Genomic DNA, 17387 nt, shown 5'->3' on the forward strand with positions numbered 1-17387 from the left:
TCGTTGTGGCGCTCCCATGCAGAACTTGGCCCATAGCGCATCCTTTGATTCGGAAGATAAGGATGCCCCATCAAAGCCTGGGATCAAACACCTAGCGAACCTGGCGACTGGCTGAGGCAGGAATAACCGAGCGGCTTGAGTGCGGAGTCGTAGAAGGGCTTCGAAACGTTGGTGTCGCGGACACCGATCGAGACATGGTCAAGCATGTTTTTCACCGTTTTTACAATATGTTGCGTTGTCAGGCCTCGGCGCGGCGCGCCAGGAACTCGACCTCGAGCCGCCACGTCGCCCCATCGTCGTGCGAACGCTCGCCCAGCCAGCGGAAGCTGTCCTTGGTGATCCGCGAAAAGCTCCAGCGGACCGAGGAACCGGTGCCGTCGGCGCCGACCTGCACAATCGTGTCGCCTTCGGCGCGACCAAGCTGGCGGCTGTAATACTGGTTACGCGGGTCGCTCCAGAAGATGTGCCAGGCGTCCTGGCCGGGATCATAGACCCGCAGCGTTGTGCCATAGAAAGTCCATTTGCCGAGCGACGGCGTGGGGCCGGCATCCCGCGCGGGCAGGATCCACACATCCTGGATCGCCCTGCCTTCCAGGACCCAGCCGAAATGCACCTCGCCGCGTCCGGTCAAAGCCGTGCCGTCCTCGAGGTGGCGCGTGGCATCGAATGTCCAGGCGCCGACAAAGCGGCCGTAGAGATCGAGCTTTGCAGCCAGATCGGGGACAGGGCCGTCGCTGTGGAGGGCTTTTGTGAATGGATCGGTCATGCTGCTGCCTTCGTGGTGTCAGGAGGCTGCAACCGATAGGCCGGGGCGGGGTGTTGCGCTTGGGAAAAATTGCTATCTTTCAAGCCATGACGACGACTGAGCAAAAACTGGCTTCGGGGCCGGACTGGTATGTGTCCGACGTGCTGTGCACGGCCGGCGCCGGCGATCGGCCCTTCGAGGAAGAGCACCGCAGTGTCTGCATTGCCGCGGTTACGAGCGGCAGCTTCCGCTACCGCACCAGCCAGGGCGCCGCCATGCTGGCGCCAGGTGCCATCCTGCTCGGCAATCTCGGCGCCTGCTATGAATGCGGGCACGAGCACGGCGCCGGCGACCGTTGCCTGTCCTTCCACTTCGCTCCGGCCCATCTCGACCGCATCGCCAGCGACGTGGCTGGCACGAAGAAGCTGACGTTCGGGGTGCCGCATCTGCCGCCCTTGCCGGCGCTGGCGTCTCTGCTGGCCGAGGCCGAAGCGGCACGCGAGACGGCCGACATCGATGCCTTCGAGGAGCTTGGCCTGCGCATTGCCGCCGCGGCTCTTGCCGTCGGCGGTGCAGCACTTGCTGTGGCCAGTGAGGCCCTGCCTGCCGCTCGCCCGCCGAGCCGCCGCGACCAGAAACGGGTTGCCGAAGCGGTGCGGCAGATCGAACTCAATGCTGACCGGCCAGTCTCGCTTTCCGAGCTCGCCAGCTCGACGGCGACCAGCCCCTATCACTTCCTGCGCACCTTCCGGCAGGTCGCGGGCATGACGCCTTATCAGTTCGTGCTCAGAACCCGGCTGCACCGCGCTGCGGTGCGGCTGCGCATGTCGGATGAGCCGATCTCGGCAATTGCCTTCGAGGCCGGCTTCAATGACCTCTCCACATTCAATCGCCGTTTCCGGCGCGTCATGGGCGAGACGCCGGGCGACTATCGCGGCCGCCGGTCAGGCAGCGTTTTGCCAAGCACCACCGGCACCATGTGACGTCCCAGGAAAGTACCGGTCTTCTCCGGACGTACGCCCGGATCATCCGGCCCTTCAGCTCGACCTCGCGCATGCCGACGGTGATTTGCGTCGGCCGCAGCTCCTGTACCGCGAAAGGCCTCAGCAAGGGTTCCCGGCCGGTCGTTATGGTGTCTCGTCCTGTTGTCCGACAAGTTGCTTGTCCGGCGCCAGCGCCTTGATGGCGGCGTCGACACTGTGAAAGATCCTGTGCGGGCCGACGAGGTCGGCAATGCCGAAGCGCGCAAGGGCTGCCTGGGCGCGCAGCGATTCCAGCCGCGCAATTGCAAAGACCGCACCCGCCTTGCGGCAGTGGGCGATGGTGTCGATCAGCGCCTGCGCGGCGGTATAGTCGATCTCGGCAATGTTGCTGGCCTCCAGCACGACCAGTTTCACACTGTCGCTTCTGGCATCGATCAGCTCGCAGACGCCGCGCTTGAAGCTGTCGGCATTGACGAAGGAAAGCGGCGCCTGGAAGGCCGCAACCAGCACGCCGGAGAGTTGCTCGCTTGCCGAAGGCGTGTTTGGCGGCCACCACACCGAGGTGCCTGGCACCTGTTCCAGCTCGATGGCCTGCGTGCGTGTCGCGCTCCACAGACCGTGTAGCAGCGACAGGCCGATGCCGACCGCGACGCCGGTCTCGATCGGCAACACGACGATCGCCGTCATGGTGACCAGGATCAGCGCGAATTCGACCGGCGCCTGCCGGTAGACGCTGGCGAACACCTTCCAGCGCAAGATGTACTGGGCAACGAACATCAGCACGCCGGCAAGGGCGGCCTGCGGGACATCGGCAAGCAGGCGGCCGCCAAAGGCTCCCAGCGCCAGCACGATGGCCGCGGCAATCAGGCCGGACATTTGCGAACGGCCGCCCGATTGGGAGGCGATTGCGGTGCGCGGCGGGCTGGCATTGACCGCAAAGGCACCGAACAAGCCAGACAGGATGCTGCCGGCGCCGACGCCGACAAAATCCCGGTTGACGTCGTCGCCGGCAAAGGAGCGGCTGGTGGCCGCCGTCTGCACCATGACCACGATGGCGATCAGCAGGGCCAGCGGCAGCAGCGCCTGGGCATCGCTGAGACTGACCGTCGGCAGGCCGGCCTGCGGCAGGCCGTCGGGCAAGGCGCCAAGCACCTCGACGCCGCGCCCCTTCAGGCCGAAGACGGCGACCGCTGCAGTGGCCAGCACCATGCCGATCAAGGCGCCGGGGATGCGGGCGCTGATGCGCTCGGCAGCGAACACGATTGCAAACACGCCAAGGCCGATCGTCAAGCTCCACGGGTTGGTGAGGTGCAGATTGCCGACGATCTCACCGACGCCGCGTAACGTTTCGCCACTTTCGGCAGGCAGACCGAGCAGTCCGGGCAATTGCGAAACAATGATGTGGACGGCGATGCCGGCCAGGAATCCGGTGGTGACCGGCACCGATAACAGGTCGGCGATCCAGCCGAGCCGGAAGATCCCGCTCAAACCCACCAGCAGGCCGACCATCAGCGCCAACATGGCCGCCAGTGCCAGATAATGCGCCGAGCCGGCAACGGCGATGAGTGCGAGCCCGCCGGCAAACAGCGGTGTGATGGTCGAATCCGCGCCGGACGACAGATGGCGGTTGGCGCCGAACAGGGCAAAGGCCAGCGATCCCGCGACAAAGGCGAAGAAGCCGATCTCGGGCGCAAAGCCGCCAAGCCGCGCCGTCGCCATCTGTTCGGGGATGGCGATTGCCGCCAGCGTCAGGCCGGTGGCCAGATCGCCATTGAGATCCCCCGGCCGCCAACCGCTCAGCGCTCGCAAAGGCAGCCACTGGTTCATCGTGCTTATGGCTCTTGGCTAGCAAAACGACCCATCGCAGGCTTTTGCCCTGATGGCGGCGAAATGGGCTATGGCCAAATCGTCGCAATCAGCGGTATCCATTTGAAATTACCACCGAAATTGTCGTTGGAAAAGTGCCGCGAATATTGGAGTTTCAGGCTGGCTTCCTATATAAGCGGTCAGTGATTCCCGATTAGATTGTGATCCGATTTGACCGACCAAAAAACACCGCGCGGCGCCGACGGCGGCCCCACCGGCATCGAGCCGATCTCCATCATCGAGGAGATGCAGAGCTCCTATCTTTCCTACGCCATGAGCGTGATCGTCAGCCGTGCGCTGCCGGACGTTCGCGACGGGCTGAAGCCGGTGCATCGCCGCATTCTCTATGCCGCGCATGAGAGCGGCTACCACTGGAACCGCAAATATGTGAAGTCGGCCCGCCCGGTCGCCGACGTGATGGGTAAATACCATCCGCATGGCGACGCCTCGATCTATGACGCCTTGGTGCGCATGGCGCAGGACTGGTCGCTGCGCGTGCCGCTGATCGACGGGCAGGGCAATTTCGGCTCCATCGACGGCGATCCGCCGGCCGCCATGCGCTACACCGAATCGCGCCTGACCAAGGTCGCGCATGAACTGCTTGAGGACATCGACAAGGAAACCGTCGATTTCCAGGAAACATATGATGCCTCCGACACCGAGCCGAAGGTTCTGCCGGCTCGCTTCCCCAACCTCCTGGTCAACGGTTCGGGCGGCATTGCCGTCGGCATGGCCACCAACATTCCGCCGCACAATCTGGCCGAAGTCTGCAACGGCGCCATCGCCATCATCGACAATCCGGCGATCGACCTGCCGGCGCTGATGGAGATCATTCCGGGTCCCGATTTCCCGACCGGCGGCATCGTGCTTGGCCGTTCCGGCATCTACAGCGCCTATGCGACGGGGCGCGGCTCCATCGTCATGCGTGGCAAGGTCAATGTCGAACAGCGCGGCAATGACCGTGAATCGATCATCATCACCGAGGTTCCCTATCAGGTGAACAAGGCCTCGATGATCGAAAAAATGGCCGAACTGGTGCGCGACAAGCGCATCGAAGGCATTTCCGACATCCGCGACGAGAGCGACCGCCAGGGCTACCGCGTCGTCATCGAACTGAAGCGCGACGCTGTCGCCGACGTCATTCTCAACCAGCTTTACCGCTTCACGCCACTGCAGACGTCTTTCGGCGCCAATATGGTGGCGCTGAACGGCGGCAAGCCGGAAGTGATGACGCTGGCCGATATGCTGAAGGCATTTGTCGGCTTCCGCGAAGAGGTGATTAGCCGGCGCACGAAGTTCCTGTTGCGCAAGGCGCGCGACCGCGCCCACGTCCTGGTCGGTCTCGCCATTGCCGTCGCCAATATCGACGAAGTGATCAAGCTGATCCGCACCGCGCCCGATCCGCAGACGGCGCGCGAACAGTTGATGGAGCGGCGCTGGCCCGCCGGCGACGTCGAATCGCTGATCCTTCTGATCGACGATCCGCGTCATCGCATCAACGAGGACGGCACCTACAATCTCTCCGAGGAACAGGCGCGCGCCATCCTCGAACTGCGCCTGCAGCGCCTGACCGCGCTCGGCCGCGACGAGATCGCCGACGAGTTGAACACGATCGGCGCCGAAATCGTTGATTACCTTGATATTTTGTCGTCCCGCGCGCGCATCCAGCAGATCGTCAAGGATGAGCTCGCCGCCGTGCGCGACGAGTTCGGTACGCCACGCCGCACCGAACTCACTGACGGCGGCGCCGACATGGAAGACGAGGACCTGATCCAGCGTGAGGACATGGTCGTTACCGTCAGCCATTCCGGCTACATCAAGCGCGTGCCGCTGTCGCTCTACCGGGCGCAGCGCCGCGGCGGCAAGGGCCGCTCCGGTATGTCGACCAAGGAAGAGGATTTCGTCACCAGGCTGTTCGTGGCCAACACCCACACACCGGTGCTGTTCTTCTCCTCGCGCGGCATCGTCTACAAGGAGAAGGTCTGGCGCCTGCCGATCGGCAATCCGCAGTCGCGCGGCAAGGCGCTGATCAATATGCTGCCGCTGGAGCAGGGCGAGCGCATCACCACCATCATGCCGCTGCCGGAGGACGAGACCAGCTGGGGCGAGCTCGACGTGATGTTCGCCACCACGCGCGGCACCGTTCGCCGCAACAAGCTGTCCGACTTTGTCCAGGTCAACCGCAACGGCAAGATCGCCATGAAGCTGGAAGAGGAAGGCGACGAGATCCTCGGCGTCGAGACCTGCACCGACAATGACGACGTGCTTTTGACGGCGAACTCCGGCCAGTGCATCCGCTTCTCCGTCGGCGACGTGCGCGTCTTCCAGAGCCGCAATTCCGTCGGCGTGCGTGGCATAAGCATGGCCGAGACCGACCGCATCATCTCCATGTCGGTGATCGAGCATGTCGATGCTTCACCGGCGGAGCGCGCCGCTTATCTCAAGCGGGCTGCGGCGGAGCGGCGGCTTGAGACGGCCGGCGAGGACGAAGAAATCGCGCTGACCAATGAGGAGATCGGCGAGGAGACGGAGCTTTCCGACGAGCGCTACGAACTCCTCAAGGCGCATGAGCAGTATGTGCTGACGGTAACCGAATATGGTTACGGCAAGCGCTCTTCGTCCTACGATTTCCGCCTGACCGGGCGCGGCGGCAAGGGCATTCGCGCCACCGACGTCTCGAAAACAGCCGAGATTGGCCAACTGGTGGCGACCTTCCCGGTCGGCAATGACGACCAGATCATGCTGGTTTCGGATGGCGGCACGGTCATCCGGGTGCCGGTCAACGGTATCCGTTTCGCCAGCCGCGCAACCAAGGGCGTGACCATCTTCAACACCGCCGAAGGCGAGAAGGTGGTTTCGGTCGAGCGGATCTCTGAGCCTCAGTCGGACGAGGATGTCGAAGAAAACGGCGAGGGCGAGGCCGGTCCGGATGCCTCGGATGCTGCGCCCGAATAGGCTTTGGATACAACAACGCCGGCCCCAGGGCCGGCGCAATCAAGAAATAGCAATAAAATCAGTGGTGACGGTGGGGCCAGCGGGCGCCGAAGCCTTCGAAGCGCTTGGTCCGGACACGGACGCGCTCTGCCTCCTGATGCAGCCCGAATGCGGTTGCGATCAGCATGGCGACGGTCATTGCGGTGGCGAGCATGTAGATCAGCATGTGCGTGTTCTCCTGCGCCTTACAACGGTTAGATGGGGTTTTGGTTTCATCTTCTGAAGTGCAAACTAGCGAAGCCTGCGTGAAGTCTTCGTGATCAAGGCATTCATCTGTCGTTCATGTCTGCGAAAAGGTTCACGCAGATGTTCCCAATCGCATTTGCCTTCCGTCCAATGCCCCGCTAGAAGCCTGCCATGACCGAACGCACCGCCCTTTATGCCGGCTCCTTCGACCCGCTGACCAACGGACACCTCGACGTCCTGAAGGCATCATTGGCTGTCGCCGACACGGTTTATGCGGCGATCGGCACCCATCCCGGCAAGACGCCGCTGTTTTCCTTCGAGGAACGAGTGCAGCTGATCGAGGCTGCGACGAAGGCCGAATTCGGCCGTGACGGCGGCCGCATCAAGGTCGTCGCCTTCGACGGGCTGGTCATCGACGCCGCCCGCAAGCACGGCGCCTCGATCATGATCCGCGGCCTGCGCGACGGCACCGACCTCGACTACGAGATGCAGATGGCCGGTATGAACGAGACCATGGCGCCAGAGCTGCAGACGGTTTTTCTACCCGCCAGCCCATCAGTCAGAACCATTACCGCCACACTTGTGCGCCAGATAGCTTCGATGGGCGGCGACATCCGTCCCTTCGTGCCGGCGGCGGTTTCCGGCGCGCTCACCGCAAAATTCAAGAAATAATCGTTCGGAGATCCCTATGCAGCTGAAGAAGCTCGCCTCGTTCCTCGTCGTGCTCGCCGGTCTTGTGACCGCATCGGTGTCGGCCTATGCCGCCGAGCCGGAAAACACCATGATCATCACGTTGAAGGATGGCGACGTCACCATCGCACTGCGGCCCGACCTGGCACCCAAGCATGTTGCCCAGATCAAGAAGCTGGTGCGCGAGGGCGCTTACGACAATGTGGCCTTCCACCGCGTCATCGACGGCTTCATGGCGCAAACCGGCGACGTCAAGTTCGGCAACATGAAGAAAGGGTTCAGCCCCGAGGCCGTCGGCACCGGCGGCTCCGAGCTGCCTGATCTGCCCGCAGAATTCTCGCAGAGCGAGCATTACAAGCGTGGCACGCTCGGCATGGCCCGCTCGCAGGATCCGAACTCCGCCAATTCGCAGTTCTTCATCATGTTCGCGCCGGCGCCGAACCTCGACGGCCAGTACACCATCGTCGGCAATGTCGTCAGCGGCATGGAACTGGTCGATCACATCAAAAAGGGTGACGAGGCCGACAATGGCACGGTCGGCGACCCCGACCGCATGATCAAGGTCCGCATCGCGGCCGACAAGTAATCTGTCAAATCAATCTGTTTTTCTGAGATAAAGGATATCCGACATGGCTGAGATCAAGGACCGCGAGAACGCGCTCATCATGGAAACGACCAAGGGCAAGGTCGTCATCGAACTGCTCCCCGAACTGGCCCCCGGCCACGTCGCCCGCATCAAGGAACTGGCGCGCGAAGGCGCCTATGACGGCGTAGTCTTCCATCGCGTCATCGAAGGCTTCATGGCGCAGACCGGCGACGTCAAGTTCGGCAATTCGTCGAAGCCGACTTTTGCCCCCTCCCGCGCGGGCATGGGCGGGTCGGAAAAGCTGGACCTGAAGGCCGAGTTCTCCAACGCCAACCACGGCCGCGGCACCTGCTCGATGGCGCGTTCGCAGAACCCGAACTCGGCCAACTCGCAGTTCTTCATCTGCTTCGACGATGCCGCCTTCCTCAACCGCCAGTACACGGTCTGGGGCCAGGTCATCGAAGGCATGGACAATGTCGACAAGATCAAGCGCGGCGAGCCGGTGGTCGATCCCGACAAGATCGTGTCGCTGAAGGTCGCGGCCGACGTCAAGTAAGGGCTGATAACGATGATGGGCGTGGTCTGGTCGCTGCTCGGCATCCTATCCGGCGCGTTCATCGCCATCCAGGCGCCGATCAATTCGCAGCTGGCGCGCGGCCTGGGTCTCCCGGTCGCGGCGGCTGCGTTTTCGTTCCTGTCGGGTGCAATCGTGCTTGGTATCATCTCTGTTGCGGTCGTACGGCTGCAGGGCATCTCGCTCGACTGGAAGGCGCCGGTGCCTTGGCTGTTCGTCGCCGGCGGCATGCTCGGCGGCTTCTATGTCACGCTGTCGACCATCCTGACGCCGCGCATTGGGGCGGCCGCCCTGATGGCGTTCCTGGTTGCCGGCCAGCTGCTGGCCGGCATGCTGATCGACCGCGTCGGCTTCCTTGGCGTGGCGGTGCGCGAAATCTCGCTCGGCCGCATCGCGGGCGCGGTGCTGCTCTTGGTCGGAGCGCTGCTCGTCCGGCTATACTGATGCGCGTCGACCTCTTCGATTTCGACCTGCCGGAGGAGCGCATCGCTCTTCGCCCGGCGGAGCCGCGTGACAGCGCAAAAATGCTGGTGGTCAGGCCGGGTGAAGACCTTTCGGACCGCTCGGTGCGCGACTTGCCGTCCTTGCTCGGGGCCGGCGACGTGCTGGTCTTCAACGACACCAAGGTGATCCCGGCGCAGTTGAGAGGCATCAGGCGGCGCGGCGAAGCGCAGGCGCAGGTCGAAGCCACGCTTCACATGCGCATGACGCCGGACCGCTGGCTGGCCTTCATGAGGCCGGGCAAGCGCATCGCCGCCGGCGACCGCATTCATTTCGGCCATGACGGCAATTCCTGCTTCCTCGGCCAGCTCGACGCAACGGTCATCGAGAAGGGCGAGGCCGGTGAGGCGCTGCTTGGCTTCGACCTGTCCGGCCCGTTTCTCGACGAAGCGCTGCGCGCCGTCGGCCACATCCCGTTGCCGCCCTATATCGCCTCCAAGCGCGATGACGATGCGCGCGACCTGACCGACTACCAGACCATCTACGCCCGGGAGGAGGGCGCTGTCGCAGCGCCCACCGCCGGCCTGCATTTCACGCCGGAGCTGTTTGCCGCGCTCGACGCCAAAGGCATCGAACGCCGCTTCGTTACCTTGCATGTCGGCGCCGGCACCTTCCTGCCGGTCAAGGCGGACGATACCGCCGACCACAAGATGCATGCCGAGACCGGCTCAGTCAGCCAAGCAACCGCCGAGGCGCTCAATGCCGCCAGGGCGAGGGGCGGGCGCATCATCGCCGTCGGCACCACCTCGTTGCGCCTGCTGGAGAGCGCGGCGCGTGAGGACGGTACCCTGGCCGCATGGTCCGGCCCGACCGACATCTTCATCACGCCCGGCTATCGCTTTCGCACCGCCGACCTGCTGATGACCAATTTCCATCTGCCGCGCTCGACGCTGTTCATGCTGGTTTCAGCCTTCAGCGGCCTCGATACGATGCGCGCTGCCTATGCGCATGCCATCGGGAACAGCTACAGATTCTATTCCTACGGAGATGCAAGCCTGCTGTATCGAGCGGAGATGAGCGATGGACGATGACCTGCAAGCCTTTGACCGAGAAAGCCTGATTGCCGAAGTGAAGAAATTGCGTGCCGGCATCCGCGCGCACCGCGACACGACGGGCCATGATCTCTGCTGGCACCATCCCGATCTCTGGGATCTGCTGCCGGAAAAGACCGACCCATCGATTGCCGTTCCGCCGTGGCCCAAATTCATGCGCGGCTGCATCCAGTACCGCCAGTCGCTCGACAGACAGGCGCCAGACGCACCTGTCCATGACAAGGAATTCAATGGCTAAGCCGTTTACTTTCAAGGTCCTCGCAACCGACGGCAAGGCACGGCGCGGCGTCATCGACATGCCGCGCGGCGAAATCCGCACCCCGGCCTTCATGCCTGTCGGCACCGGTGGCACGGTCAAGGCCATGTATATGGACCAGGTGCGCGGCGTCGGCGCCGACATTATCTTGGGCAACACCTACCATCTGATGCTGCGGCCCGGCGCCGAGCGCGTGGCGCGGCTTGGCGGTCTGCATGAGTTCGCCCGTTGGCCGCAACCGATCTTGACCGACAGCGGCGGCTTTCAGGTGATGTCGCTGTCGAAACTCAGGAAATTGACCGAAAAGGGCGTCACCTTCCGCTCCCATATTGACGGTGCTGCCTACGAGATGTCACCGGAGCGCTCGATCGAGATCCAGGGACTGCTCGATTCCGACATCCAGATGCAGCTTGACGAATGCACGGCGCTGCCGGCCGATCTCAAGGAGATCGAGCGCGCCATGGAGCTGTCGCTGCGCTGGGCCGAGCGCTGCAAGACGGCGTTCGGCGACCAGCCGGGCAAGGCGATGTTCGGCATCGTCCAGGGCGGCGACAACGCAGCACTCAGGGTGCGCTCGGCTCAGGCGCTGAGCGCCATGGAGCTGAAGGGCTATGCCGTCGGCGGCCTCGCCGTCGGCGAGCCGCAGGCGGTGATGCTCGAGATGCTCGAGATCACCTGTCCGGAACTGCCTGACAACAAGCCTAGATATCTCATGGGTGTCGGCACGCCGGACGACATCGTGAAATCGGTGGCGCGCGGCATCGACATGTTCGATTGCGTCATGCCGACCCGCGCCGGCCGCCACGGTCTCGCCTACACCAGGCGCGGCAAGATCAATCTCAGGAATGCCCGCCACGCTGACGATCCGCGCCCACTCGACGAGGAGAGCGACTGCCCGGCAGCGCGGGATTATTCACGCGCCTACCTGCACCATCTCGTGCGCTCGCAGGAGGCGTTGGGGGCTATGCTTTTGACCTGGAACAACCTGTCCTACTATCAGAAGCTGATGCAGGACATTCGCGCCGCCATCGAAGCGCAGGCTTTTGAGGCACGCACGGCCGAGATTTCCGAGGGATGGGCAAGGGGCGATATTCCTGCCATCTAACCGGGGTTAGGTGCTCAGTGAATTCGACGCCCGCAAGCTGCATCCCGTGATCTGAAAACTGCCATCAGGCTGCTGCTGCAGCGTATAGACCGCCTCATAATCCTTGCCGTCAGGCCCGACGATCAGCACCTGCTGGATGATCGAACCCGGGCCGGTCTGCTCGACCTTGCCGAAGGAATAGCTTTGTGGCTGACGCACCGGCGCGTAGCCGTTGGTCACCATGTTCATGAAGGCGTCGACGGTCGGGAAAATCTGCTTCACGTTTGGAGCCGCGAAGCTGTACGCCTTGGCGCCGTCATTGGCGATGAGCGCCTTCAACTGACCATCGATGACGGCCTGGCCGGCTTTGACTTCGGCGTCACCGGCGCGGACTGCCGAGACGAGCAGGACTGACGCGAACAGCAATGAAACGACTGCGAATGCGATGCGGCGCATGGCCTGTCTCCATTGTCCCCCAACAAAACCTGTCCCAGGACGCATCATACCATACGCTTGGCGTGGCCTCACGGTTTCAGAAACCGCAAATATTCGCCACGCAAGGGCCACAAGATCATGCTTAAGCATCCTTTATGGCGGGGGCGCGCATCGTAGGGGACGGGTGGGGACCCGTTCGCGCAACCAGGGACGAACCATGTCTGGACAGCCGATTGACCGGCGCCTTTTTCTGAAGGGCACGGCTAGCTTTGCAGCTCTGGTTCCCTTGCCCGCCTGGGCAGCCACCGGCCCGACTGTCACTGAAATCGCCTTCGATCCGGCCATTCCAGCACTCGGCAATCCCAAAGGCAACGTCACCATCGCTGAATTCGTCGACTATCAGTGCTCGATCTGCAAACTCGTCTTCGTCGAGTTGAAGAAGCTGATGGAAGAGGACCGCGGCATCCGGCTGGTGATGAAGGACTGGCCGATCTTCGGCGACGTCTCGCGCGATGCGGCGCGTGTGGCTCTGCTGAGCGGCGAACATTATGCCGCCGCGGTCGATGCGCTGATGACCAACCAGCGCGGGCTCTCGGAACGCCGCACCAACGATATCCTGGCTTCGGTCGGCGTCGATGTGGCAATGGTGCGGGCCGATCTCGCCGTCCGAGAGCCCGACATTGACGCCGCGCTTTTGCGCACCGACAGCCAGGCGACCGCCTTCAAGCTGCGCGGCACGCCGGCTCTGGTCATCGGCGGCAGCCTCTACCGGCGCGGCATGCCGGTGTCCGAACTCAGGCAGGCTGTTGCCAAGGCACGTTCGGCCTGATGCTTGAAAGCCGGGCGGCAGTCTGCCACAAGGGCCGCTTGTTTGCGAAGCTTGATCGGGACCGGCAATGAAGACGTTTTTCGTGCAGATAAAGTGCGACCTGGGCAAGTCCTATGAGGTTGCCAGTGCGCTCGCCGATGCCGAGATCGCCTCGGAAATCTACTCGACCGCCGGCAATTACGACCTGCTCGCCAAATTCTATGTCGACGACGAGGAAGATGTCGGCCACTTCGTCAACGAGAAGGTGCAGCATCTTCCCGGAATCAAGGACACCTTCACGGTCGTCACTTTCCGTGCTTTCTAAAGCCACATCAGGCACTTGCCCGGCGACGAGGCAAAGCCTGATTACGCGCCGGTTTCGACTGCCTGAATTTTGGGCAGTTGCGACATACTGATCGCCGGTATCCCACAAATCTTCGATTGCGCTTGATTTTCTCCGTCGAGGCCAGTGAAATGGTCTCACAGGGGAGTATGCGATTGGCAGCGTTCGATGAAATGCTTCCGGAAGTTTCCGGATTGAGAAAACCATATACGGCTTACGACCGCTGGCTGAAGGAGCAGGACCCGGCCAGGCTTACCGAAAAGATGCAAGATGCCGAGCGCGTCTTCCGCAAGACCGGCATCACCTTTGCCGTCTATGGCGAGCAGGAAGCCTCCGAGCGGCTGATCCCCTTCGATATCGTTCCGCGCATCATCTCGGGCAATGAGTGGCGAAGGCTGACCCAAGGCATAGAGCAGCGCGTGCAGGCGCTGAACGCCTTCCTCGACGACATCTACCATCGCCAGGAGATCCTGCGCGCCGGCCGTGTGCCGAGGGAGCTCATCGCCAGGAACGAGGCATTCCTGCCGGAAATGATCGGGGTCAGGCCGCCCGCCGGCGTCTACACCCACATCATCGGTGTCGATATCGTGCGCATCTCCGAGAACGAGTTCTATGTGCTGGAGGACAATGCACGCACGCCGTCGGGCGTCTCGTACATGCTGGAGAACCGCGAGACGATGATGCAGCTCTTCCCTGAGCTGTTCCAGCAGATCAAGGTGCGGCCGGTGGAGAACTATCCGCAGCTCTTGCGCCAGTCGCTGGCCGCGGTCCGGCCGCAAAGCACCAAGGGCGCGCCGACCATTGCCGTGCTGACGCCGGGCAGCTTCAACTCCGCCTATTTCGAACATGCCTTCCTGGCCGACCAGATGGGCGTGCAGCTGGTCGAAGGCCAGGACCTGCGCGTCGTCGACGGTCATGTCGCCATGCGCACCACCGAAGGCTACAAGCAGATCGACGTGCTTTACCGGCGTGTCGACGATTCGTTCCTCGACCCGCTGACCTTTAGGCCCGACTCGGCCCTTGGCGTGCCCGGCATCATGGATGTGTACCGCGCCGGCAACATCACCATCGCCAATGCGCCGGGCACCGGCATCGCCGACGACAAGGCGATCTATTCCTACATGCCCGAGATCGTCGAATTCTACACCGGCCGCAAGGCCATCCTCGGCAACATTCCGACCTGGCGCTGCTCGGAAGCCGATAGTCTGAAATACGTGCTTGAGCACATCCATGAGCTGGTCATCAAGGAAGTGCACGGCTCCGGCGGCTACGGCATGCTTGTCGGGCCGGCGGCGACCAAGAAGGAATGCCAGGATTTCGCCAAGAAACTGCAGGCCAAGCCCTCGAACTACATCGCGCAGCCGACGCTGGCGCTGTCGACCTGCCCGATCCTGACGGAAAAAGGCCTGTCGCCGCGCCATGTCGACTTGCGCCCCTACGTGCTGGTCTCCGACCGTATCCAGATCGTGCCCGGCGGCTTGACTCGTGTCGCCCTCAAAGAGGGCTCTCTGGTGGTCAATTCTTCACAGGGCGGCGGCACCAAGGATACGTGGGTACTCGATGACTGAGCTGGGCAGGGGGACGCAGCAATCATGAAAAGCATTCTTCCCTATTCGCTACTCGCTATTCGCTATTCGCTCGACATCGGGGCACATTGACATGCTTTTGGGCCGCACCGCCAACGGGCTCTATTGGATGAACCGCTATATCGAGCGGGCGGAAAACATGGCGCGCCTGGTCGATGCCGGGCTGCGCATGGCGCTGACCCGCACCCAGAGTGCTTCGGAAGAGTGGAATTCGGTGCTGCTCAGTGCCGGCTCCGATGTCGCCTTCACTCAGAAATACCAGGATTATACCGCCGCCAATGTCGCCGACTTCCTGTTGCGCGACACCTCGAACCCGTCGAGCACGATGTCGGCGATCGAGACCGCCCGCAACAATGCCCGCATGGTGCGCACCGCGCTGACGCGCGAGACCTGGGAGAGCATCAACGAGGCCTGGATGGCGCTCAAGCGGATGCTGGCCAAACCCATCGACGAGCGCGACCTGCCCAACGTGCTCGACGCCATCAAGCGCGAGACGGCGCTGATCCGCGGTTCGTTCTACGGCACCATGCTGCGCAACGAGATTTTCGATTTTTCGCAACTCGGCACCTATGTTGAGCGAGCCGACAACACGGCGCGCATCCTCGACGTCAAATACTACGTGCTGTTGCCGTCGATTTCCTGGGTCGGCTCGAGCCTCGACAATTATCAGTGGGAATCGATCCTGCGCTCGGTGTCGGCACATCGTTCCTATCGCTGGGTCTATGAGGCCGACTACAAACCGACCAACATCGCCGACTATCTGATCCTCAATGTCCGCATGCCGCGCTCGCTGACCTTCTGCTATCGTTTTCTCGCCGAGCACCTCAAATTCCTCGGCGACGACTATGGCGAACGCCATGCCTGCCACGCGACCGTCGACAGGACACAGGCGATGCTAAGGGCAGGATCGATCAAGGACATATTCGACGCCGGCCTGCATGAATTCCTGGCCAGGTTTATCCAGGACAACACCAAGCTCGGTGACGAGATCGCACAAGATTACCGGTTCAATTGAGTATGCCCCCGAAAAGTGGGACCCGGTTTTCGGATGAGGTCATGCTCAAAACGGAAGACAAGTTATGCGGCTGAAAATCACCCACCGGACCGAATACCGCTACGATGCGCCGGTGCACTATCTGCTGCAGCGGTTGCGGCTGTTACCGGTCAGCGGCCCGACGCAAACGGTCTTGTCCTGGGCGCTGAAGATCGAAGGTGCGCGCGAGGAAGTGCGCTTCAGCGACCATTTCGGCAACGATAACAGGCTGTTGAGTGTCGAGGGCGAGCGCGACTTCATCACTGTCGAGGCCTCCGGCGAGGTTGTCACGCGCGACACTGCGGGCGTTTCCGGCCCGCATCACGGCTTCGCGCCGCTCTGGCTGTTTAGTCAGGAGACCGCTTTGACCGTCCCCGGCGACGGCATCCGCGAGCTTGCGGCGGCCGTCGGCAAAGGCACCGACATTGAAAGGCTGCATCGGCTGATGGCGCTGATCGTCGAGCGCGTCGCCTATACGCCGGGCACCACCAGCGTGACGACCCCGGCGGAAGAGGCGTTGGCGCTGAAAACCGGCGTCTGCCAGGACCACAGCCACATATTTGTCGCCGCCGCCCGCGCCATGGGCTTCCCGGCCCGCTATGTCAGCGGCTATCTGATGATGGATGCGGCCATCGAACAGGCGGCGAGCCATGCCTGGGCCGAAGCCCACGTTCAGGGTCTCGGCTGGGTCGCCTTCGACGCCGCCAATGGCATTTCCCCTGATGAGCGCTATGTCAGGGTGGCCAACGGTCGCGATTATCGCGACGCCTCGCCGGTGTCGGGAATTCGACTGGGACAGGCGGAGGAACAGCTTGCGGTCACCGTCACGGTAGAGCAGTAGTTCTCGGCAAGATTGCTGCCTGAAGAGATTCCATGACTTATTGCGTCGGCCTCAAGATCGATCGTGGGCTCGTGTTCATGTCGGACACGCGCACCAATGCCGGCATGGATTCGATCTCGACCTTCAAGAAGATGCATGTCTGGGAAGAGCCGGGCGAGCGCGTGATCGTTTTGATGTCGGCCGGCAATCTGGCAACGACGCAGGCCGTTGTCAGCCTGCTCGACGAGCGCACCAAGGCGGTGGAGGATCGCCATGCGACTCTGCTCGAAACCCCCTCCATGTATCAGACCGTGCGGCTGGTCGGCGACACCGTCAAGGAAGTCATCGCCAGTTCGTCGCCAGCCGGCGAGAAGGCGGATTCCTATTTCAATGCCTCCTTCATCCTCGGCGGTCAGATCAAGGGCAGCCCGCCGCGGCTGTTCATGATCTACCCCGAGGGCAATTTCATCGAATCCACCGACGACACGCCTTTCTTCCAGATCGGCGAGACCAAATACGGCAAGCCGATCATCATCCGCGCCTATGAAAGGACGATGAGCCTGGCCGAAACGGTCAAGCTCTTGCTGGTGTCGTTCGATTCGACGCTGAAATCGAACCTGTCCGTCGGCCTGCCTCTGGACCTGCTGTTCCTGGAAAAGGACACGTTCAAGGTCGGACTGAAGAAGCGCATCGGCCAGGACGACCAGTACTACCGCACCATCTCGGACGGTTGGTCGAATGCGCTGAAGGCCGCCTTTGCCAGCCTGCCTGATTTCCCGGGATAGAGATGACCACGGCTAGCGGGCAGGCGCTTGCTGCCGCGGCCGATGATGTTGGCCCAAATC

20 protein-coding genes are annotated in these 17387 nt (G+C 62.7%); 15 read left to right on the top strand and 5 right to left on the bottom strand.

Annotation, left to right across the window (positions count from 1 at the left end):
- Window positions 1–83: 83 nt before the first annotated feature.
- Both ACWGTO_RS11330 and ACWGTO_RS11335 read right to left on the bottom strand, forming a co-directional pair.
- Window positions 84–206 carry a hypothetical protein gene (locus ACWGTO_RS11330; protein WP_454574946.1) on the bottom strand — a complete coding sequence of 41 codons (123 nt, stop codon included), beginning with the start codon at window positions 204–206 and terminating at the stop codon, window positions 84–86.
- Window positions 207–238: 32 nt separating this feature from the next.
- The gene (locus ACWGTO_RS11335; RefSeq protein WP_454574947.1) at window positions 239–766 is read right to left on the bottom strand and encodes a hypothetical protein; all 528 of its coding nucleotides are present in this window, start codon (window positions 764–766) and stop codon (window positions 239–241) included.
- Between the two features lie 86 nt (window positions 767–852).
- Between ACWGTO_RS11335 and ACWGTO_RS11340 the strand changes: the two genes are divergently transcribed.
- The gene (locus tag ACWGTO_RS11340) at window positions 853–1728 is read left to right on the top strand and encodes a helix-turn-helix transcriptional regulator (RefSeq protein ID WP_454574948.1); all 876 of its coding nucleotides are present in this window, start codon (window positions 853–855) and stop codon (window positions 1726–1728) included.
- 144 nt (window positions 1729–1872) lie between these two features.
- Here ACWGTO_RS11340 and ACWGTO_RS11345 read toward each other — a convergent pair whose 3' ends face one another.
- Window positions 1873–3555: a SulP family inorganic anion transporter gene (locus ACWGTO_RS11345; RefSeq protein WP_454574949.1), complete on the bottom strand. Its 1683-nt coding sequence runs from the start codon at window positions 3553–3555 to the stop codon at window positions 1873–1875.
- A gap of 210 nt (window positions 3556–3765) precedes the next feature.
- Here ACWGTO_RS11345 and gyrA point away from each other — a divergent pair, with 210 nt between their 5' ends.
- Window positions 3766–6549: a DNA gyrase subunit A gene (gene gyrA / locus ACWGTO_RS11350; protein ID WP_454574950.1), complete on the top strand. Its 2784-nt coding sequence runs from the start codon at window positions 3766–3768 to the stop codon at window positions 6547–6549.
- Window positions 6550–6607: 58 nt separating this feature from the next.
- Here gyrA and ACWGTO_RS11355 read toward each other — a convergent pair whose 3' ends face one another.
- Window positions 6608–6754, bottom strand: coding sequence for a hypothetical protein (locus tag ACWGTO_RS11355; RefSeq protein ID WP_192253752.1), 147 nt, complete (start codon window positions 6752–6754; stop codon window positions 6608–6610).
- Window positions 6755–6945: 191 nt separating this feature from the next.
- Between ACWGTO_RS11355 and coaD the strand changes: the two genes are divergently transcribed.
- From coaD to tgt, 7 genes are all read left to right on the top strand, one after another.
- Complete coding sequence (gene coaD, locus ACWGTO_RS11360) at window positions 6946–7446, top strand: pantetheine-phosphate adenylyltransferase (protein WP_454574951.1); 501 nt, start codon at window positions 6946–6948, stop codon at window positions 7444–7446.
- A 109-nt stretch (window positions 7447–7555) separates the two neighbouring features.
- The gene (locus tag ACWGTO_RS11365) at window positions 7556–8050 is read left to right on the top strand and encodes a peptidylprolyl isomerase (RefSeq protein WP_454575222.1); all 495 of its coding nucleotides are present in this window, start codon (window positions 7556–7558) and stop codon (window positions 8048–8050) included.
- A 43-nt stretch (window positions 8051–8093) separates the two neighbouring features.
- Entirely contained in the window at window positions 8094–8606 is a 513-nt protein-coding gene (locus ACWGTO_RS11370) for a peptidylprolyl isomerase (protein ID WP_454574952.1), read from the top strand.
- A 12-nt stretch (window positions 8607–8618) separates the two neighbouring features.
- Window positions 8619–9068 carry a DMT family transporter gene (locus tag ACWGTO_RS11375; RefSeq protein ID WP_454574953.1) on the top strand — a complete coding sequence of 150 codons (450 nt, stop codon included), beginning with the start codon at window positions 8619–8621 and terminating at the stop codon, window positions 9066–9068.
- Window positions 9068–10156, top strand: a complete 1089-nt coding sequence (queA, locus tag ACWGTO_RS11380; RefSeq protein ID WP_454574954.1) for a tRNA preQ1(34) S-adenosylmethionine ribosyltransferase-isomerase QueA — start codon at window positions 9068–9070, stop codon at window positions 10154–10156. Before ACWGTO_RS11375 ends, queA begins: the two co-directional genes overlap by 1 nt.
- Entirely contained in the window at window positions 10146–10415 is a 270-nt protein-coding gene (locus ACWGTO_RS11385) for a hypothetical protein (RefSeq protein WP_454574955.1), read from the top strand. Before queA ends, ACWGTO_RS11385 begins: the two co-directional genes overlap by 11 nt.
- Window positions 10408–11538: a tRNA guanosine(34) transglycosylase Tgt gene (gene tgt / locus ACWGTO_RS11390; RefSeq protein ID WP_454574956.1), complete on the top strand. Its 1131-nt coding sequence runs from the start codon at window positions 10408–10410 to the stop codon at window positions 11536–11538. Before ACWGTO_RS11385 ends, tgt begins: the two co-directional genes overlap by 8 nt.
- A gap of 6 nt (window positions 11539–11544) precedes the next feature.
- Here tgt and ACWGTO_RS11395 read toward each other — a convergent pair whose 3' ends face one another.
- Window positions 11545–11973 carry a DUF4864 domain-containing protein gene (locus ACWGTO_RS11395; RefSeq protein ID WP_454574957.1) on the bottom strand — a complete coding sequence of 143 codons (429 nt, stop codon included), beginning with the start codon at window positions 11971–11973 and terminating at the stop codon, window positions 11545–11547.
- Window positions 11974–12169: 196 nt separating this feature from the next.
- On the opposite strand from ACWGTO_RS11395, the gene ACWGTO_RS11400 reads away from it, so the two are divergent.
- From ACWGTO_RS11400 to ACWGTO_RS11425, 6 genes are all read left to right on the top strand, one after another.
- The gene (locus ACWGTO_RS11400) at window positions 12170–12781 is read left to right on the top strand and encodes a DsbA family protein (RefSeq protein ID WP_454574958.1); all 612 of its coding nucleotides are present in this window, start codon (window positions 12170–12172) and stop codon (window positions 12779–12781) included.
- Window positions 12782–12848: 67 nt separating this feature from the next.
- The gene (locus ACWGTO_RS11405) at window positions 12849–13085 is read left to right on the top strand and encodes an Lrp/AsnC ligand binding domain-containing protein (protein WP_112561551.1); all 237 of its coding nucleotides are present in this window, start codon (window positions 12849–12851) and stop codon (window positions 13083–13085) included.
- 173 nt (window positions 13086–13258) lie between these two features.
- Window positions 13259–14671, top strand: coding sequence for a circularly permuted type 2 ATP-grasp protein (locus tag ACWGTO_RS11410; RefSeq protein ID WP_181057110.1), 1413 nt, complete (start codon window positions 13259–13261; stop codon window positions 14669–14671).
- A 91-nt stretch (window positions 14672–14762) separates the two neighbouring features.
- Window positions 14763–15704: an alpha-E domain-containing protein gene (locus tag ACWGTO_RS11415; RefSeq protein ID WP_142865793.1), complete on the top strand. Its 942-nt coding sequence runs from the start codon at window positions 14763–14765 to the stop codon at window positions 15702–15704.
- 64 nt (window positions 15705–15768) lie between these two features.
- Window positions 15769–16563 (top strand): transglutaminase family protein, encoded by a 795-nt coding sequence (locus ACWGTO_RS11420; RefSeq protein WP_454574959.1) that lies wholly within the window; start codon window positions 15769–15771, stop codon window positions 16561–16563.
- A 32-nt stretch (window positions 16564–16595) separates the two neighbouring features.
- A complete protein-coding gene (locus ACWGTO_RS11425; RefSeq protein WP_454574960.1) occupies window positions 16596–17327 on the top strand; it encodes a peptidase in 732 nt (243 codons plus the stop codon).
- The last annotated feature ends 60 nt before the right edge of the window (window positions 17328–17387 follow it).

Source organism: Mesorhizobium sp. PL10, from assembly GCF_053714315.1.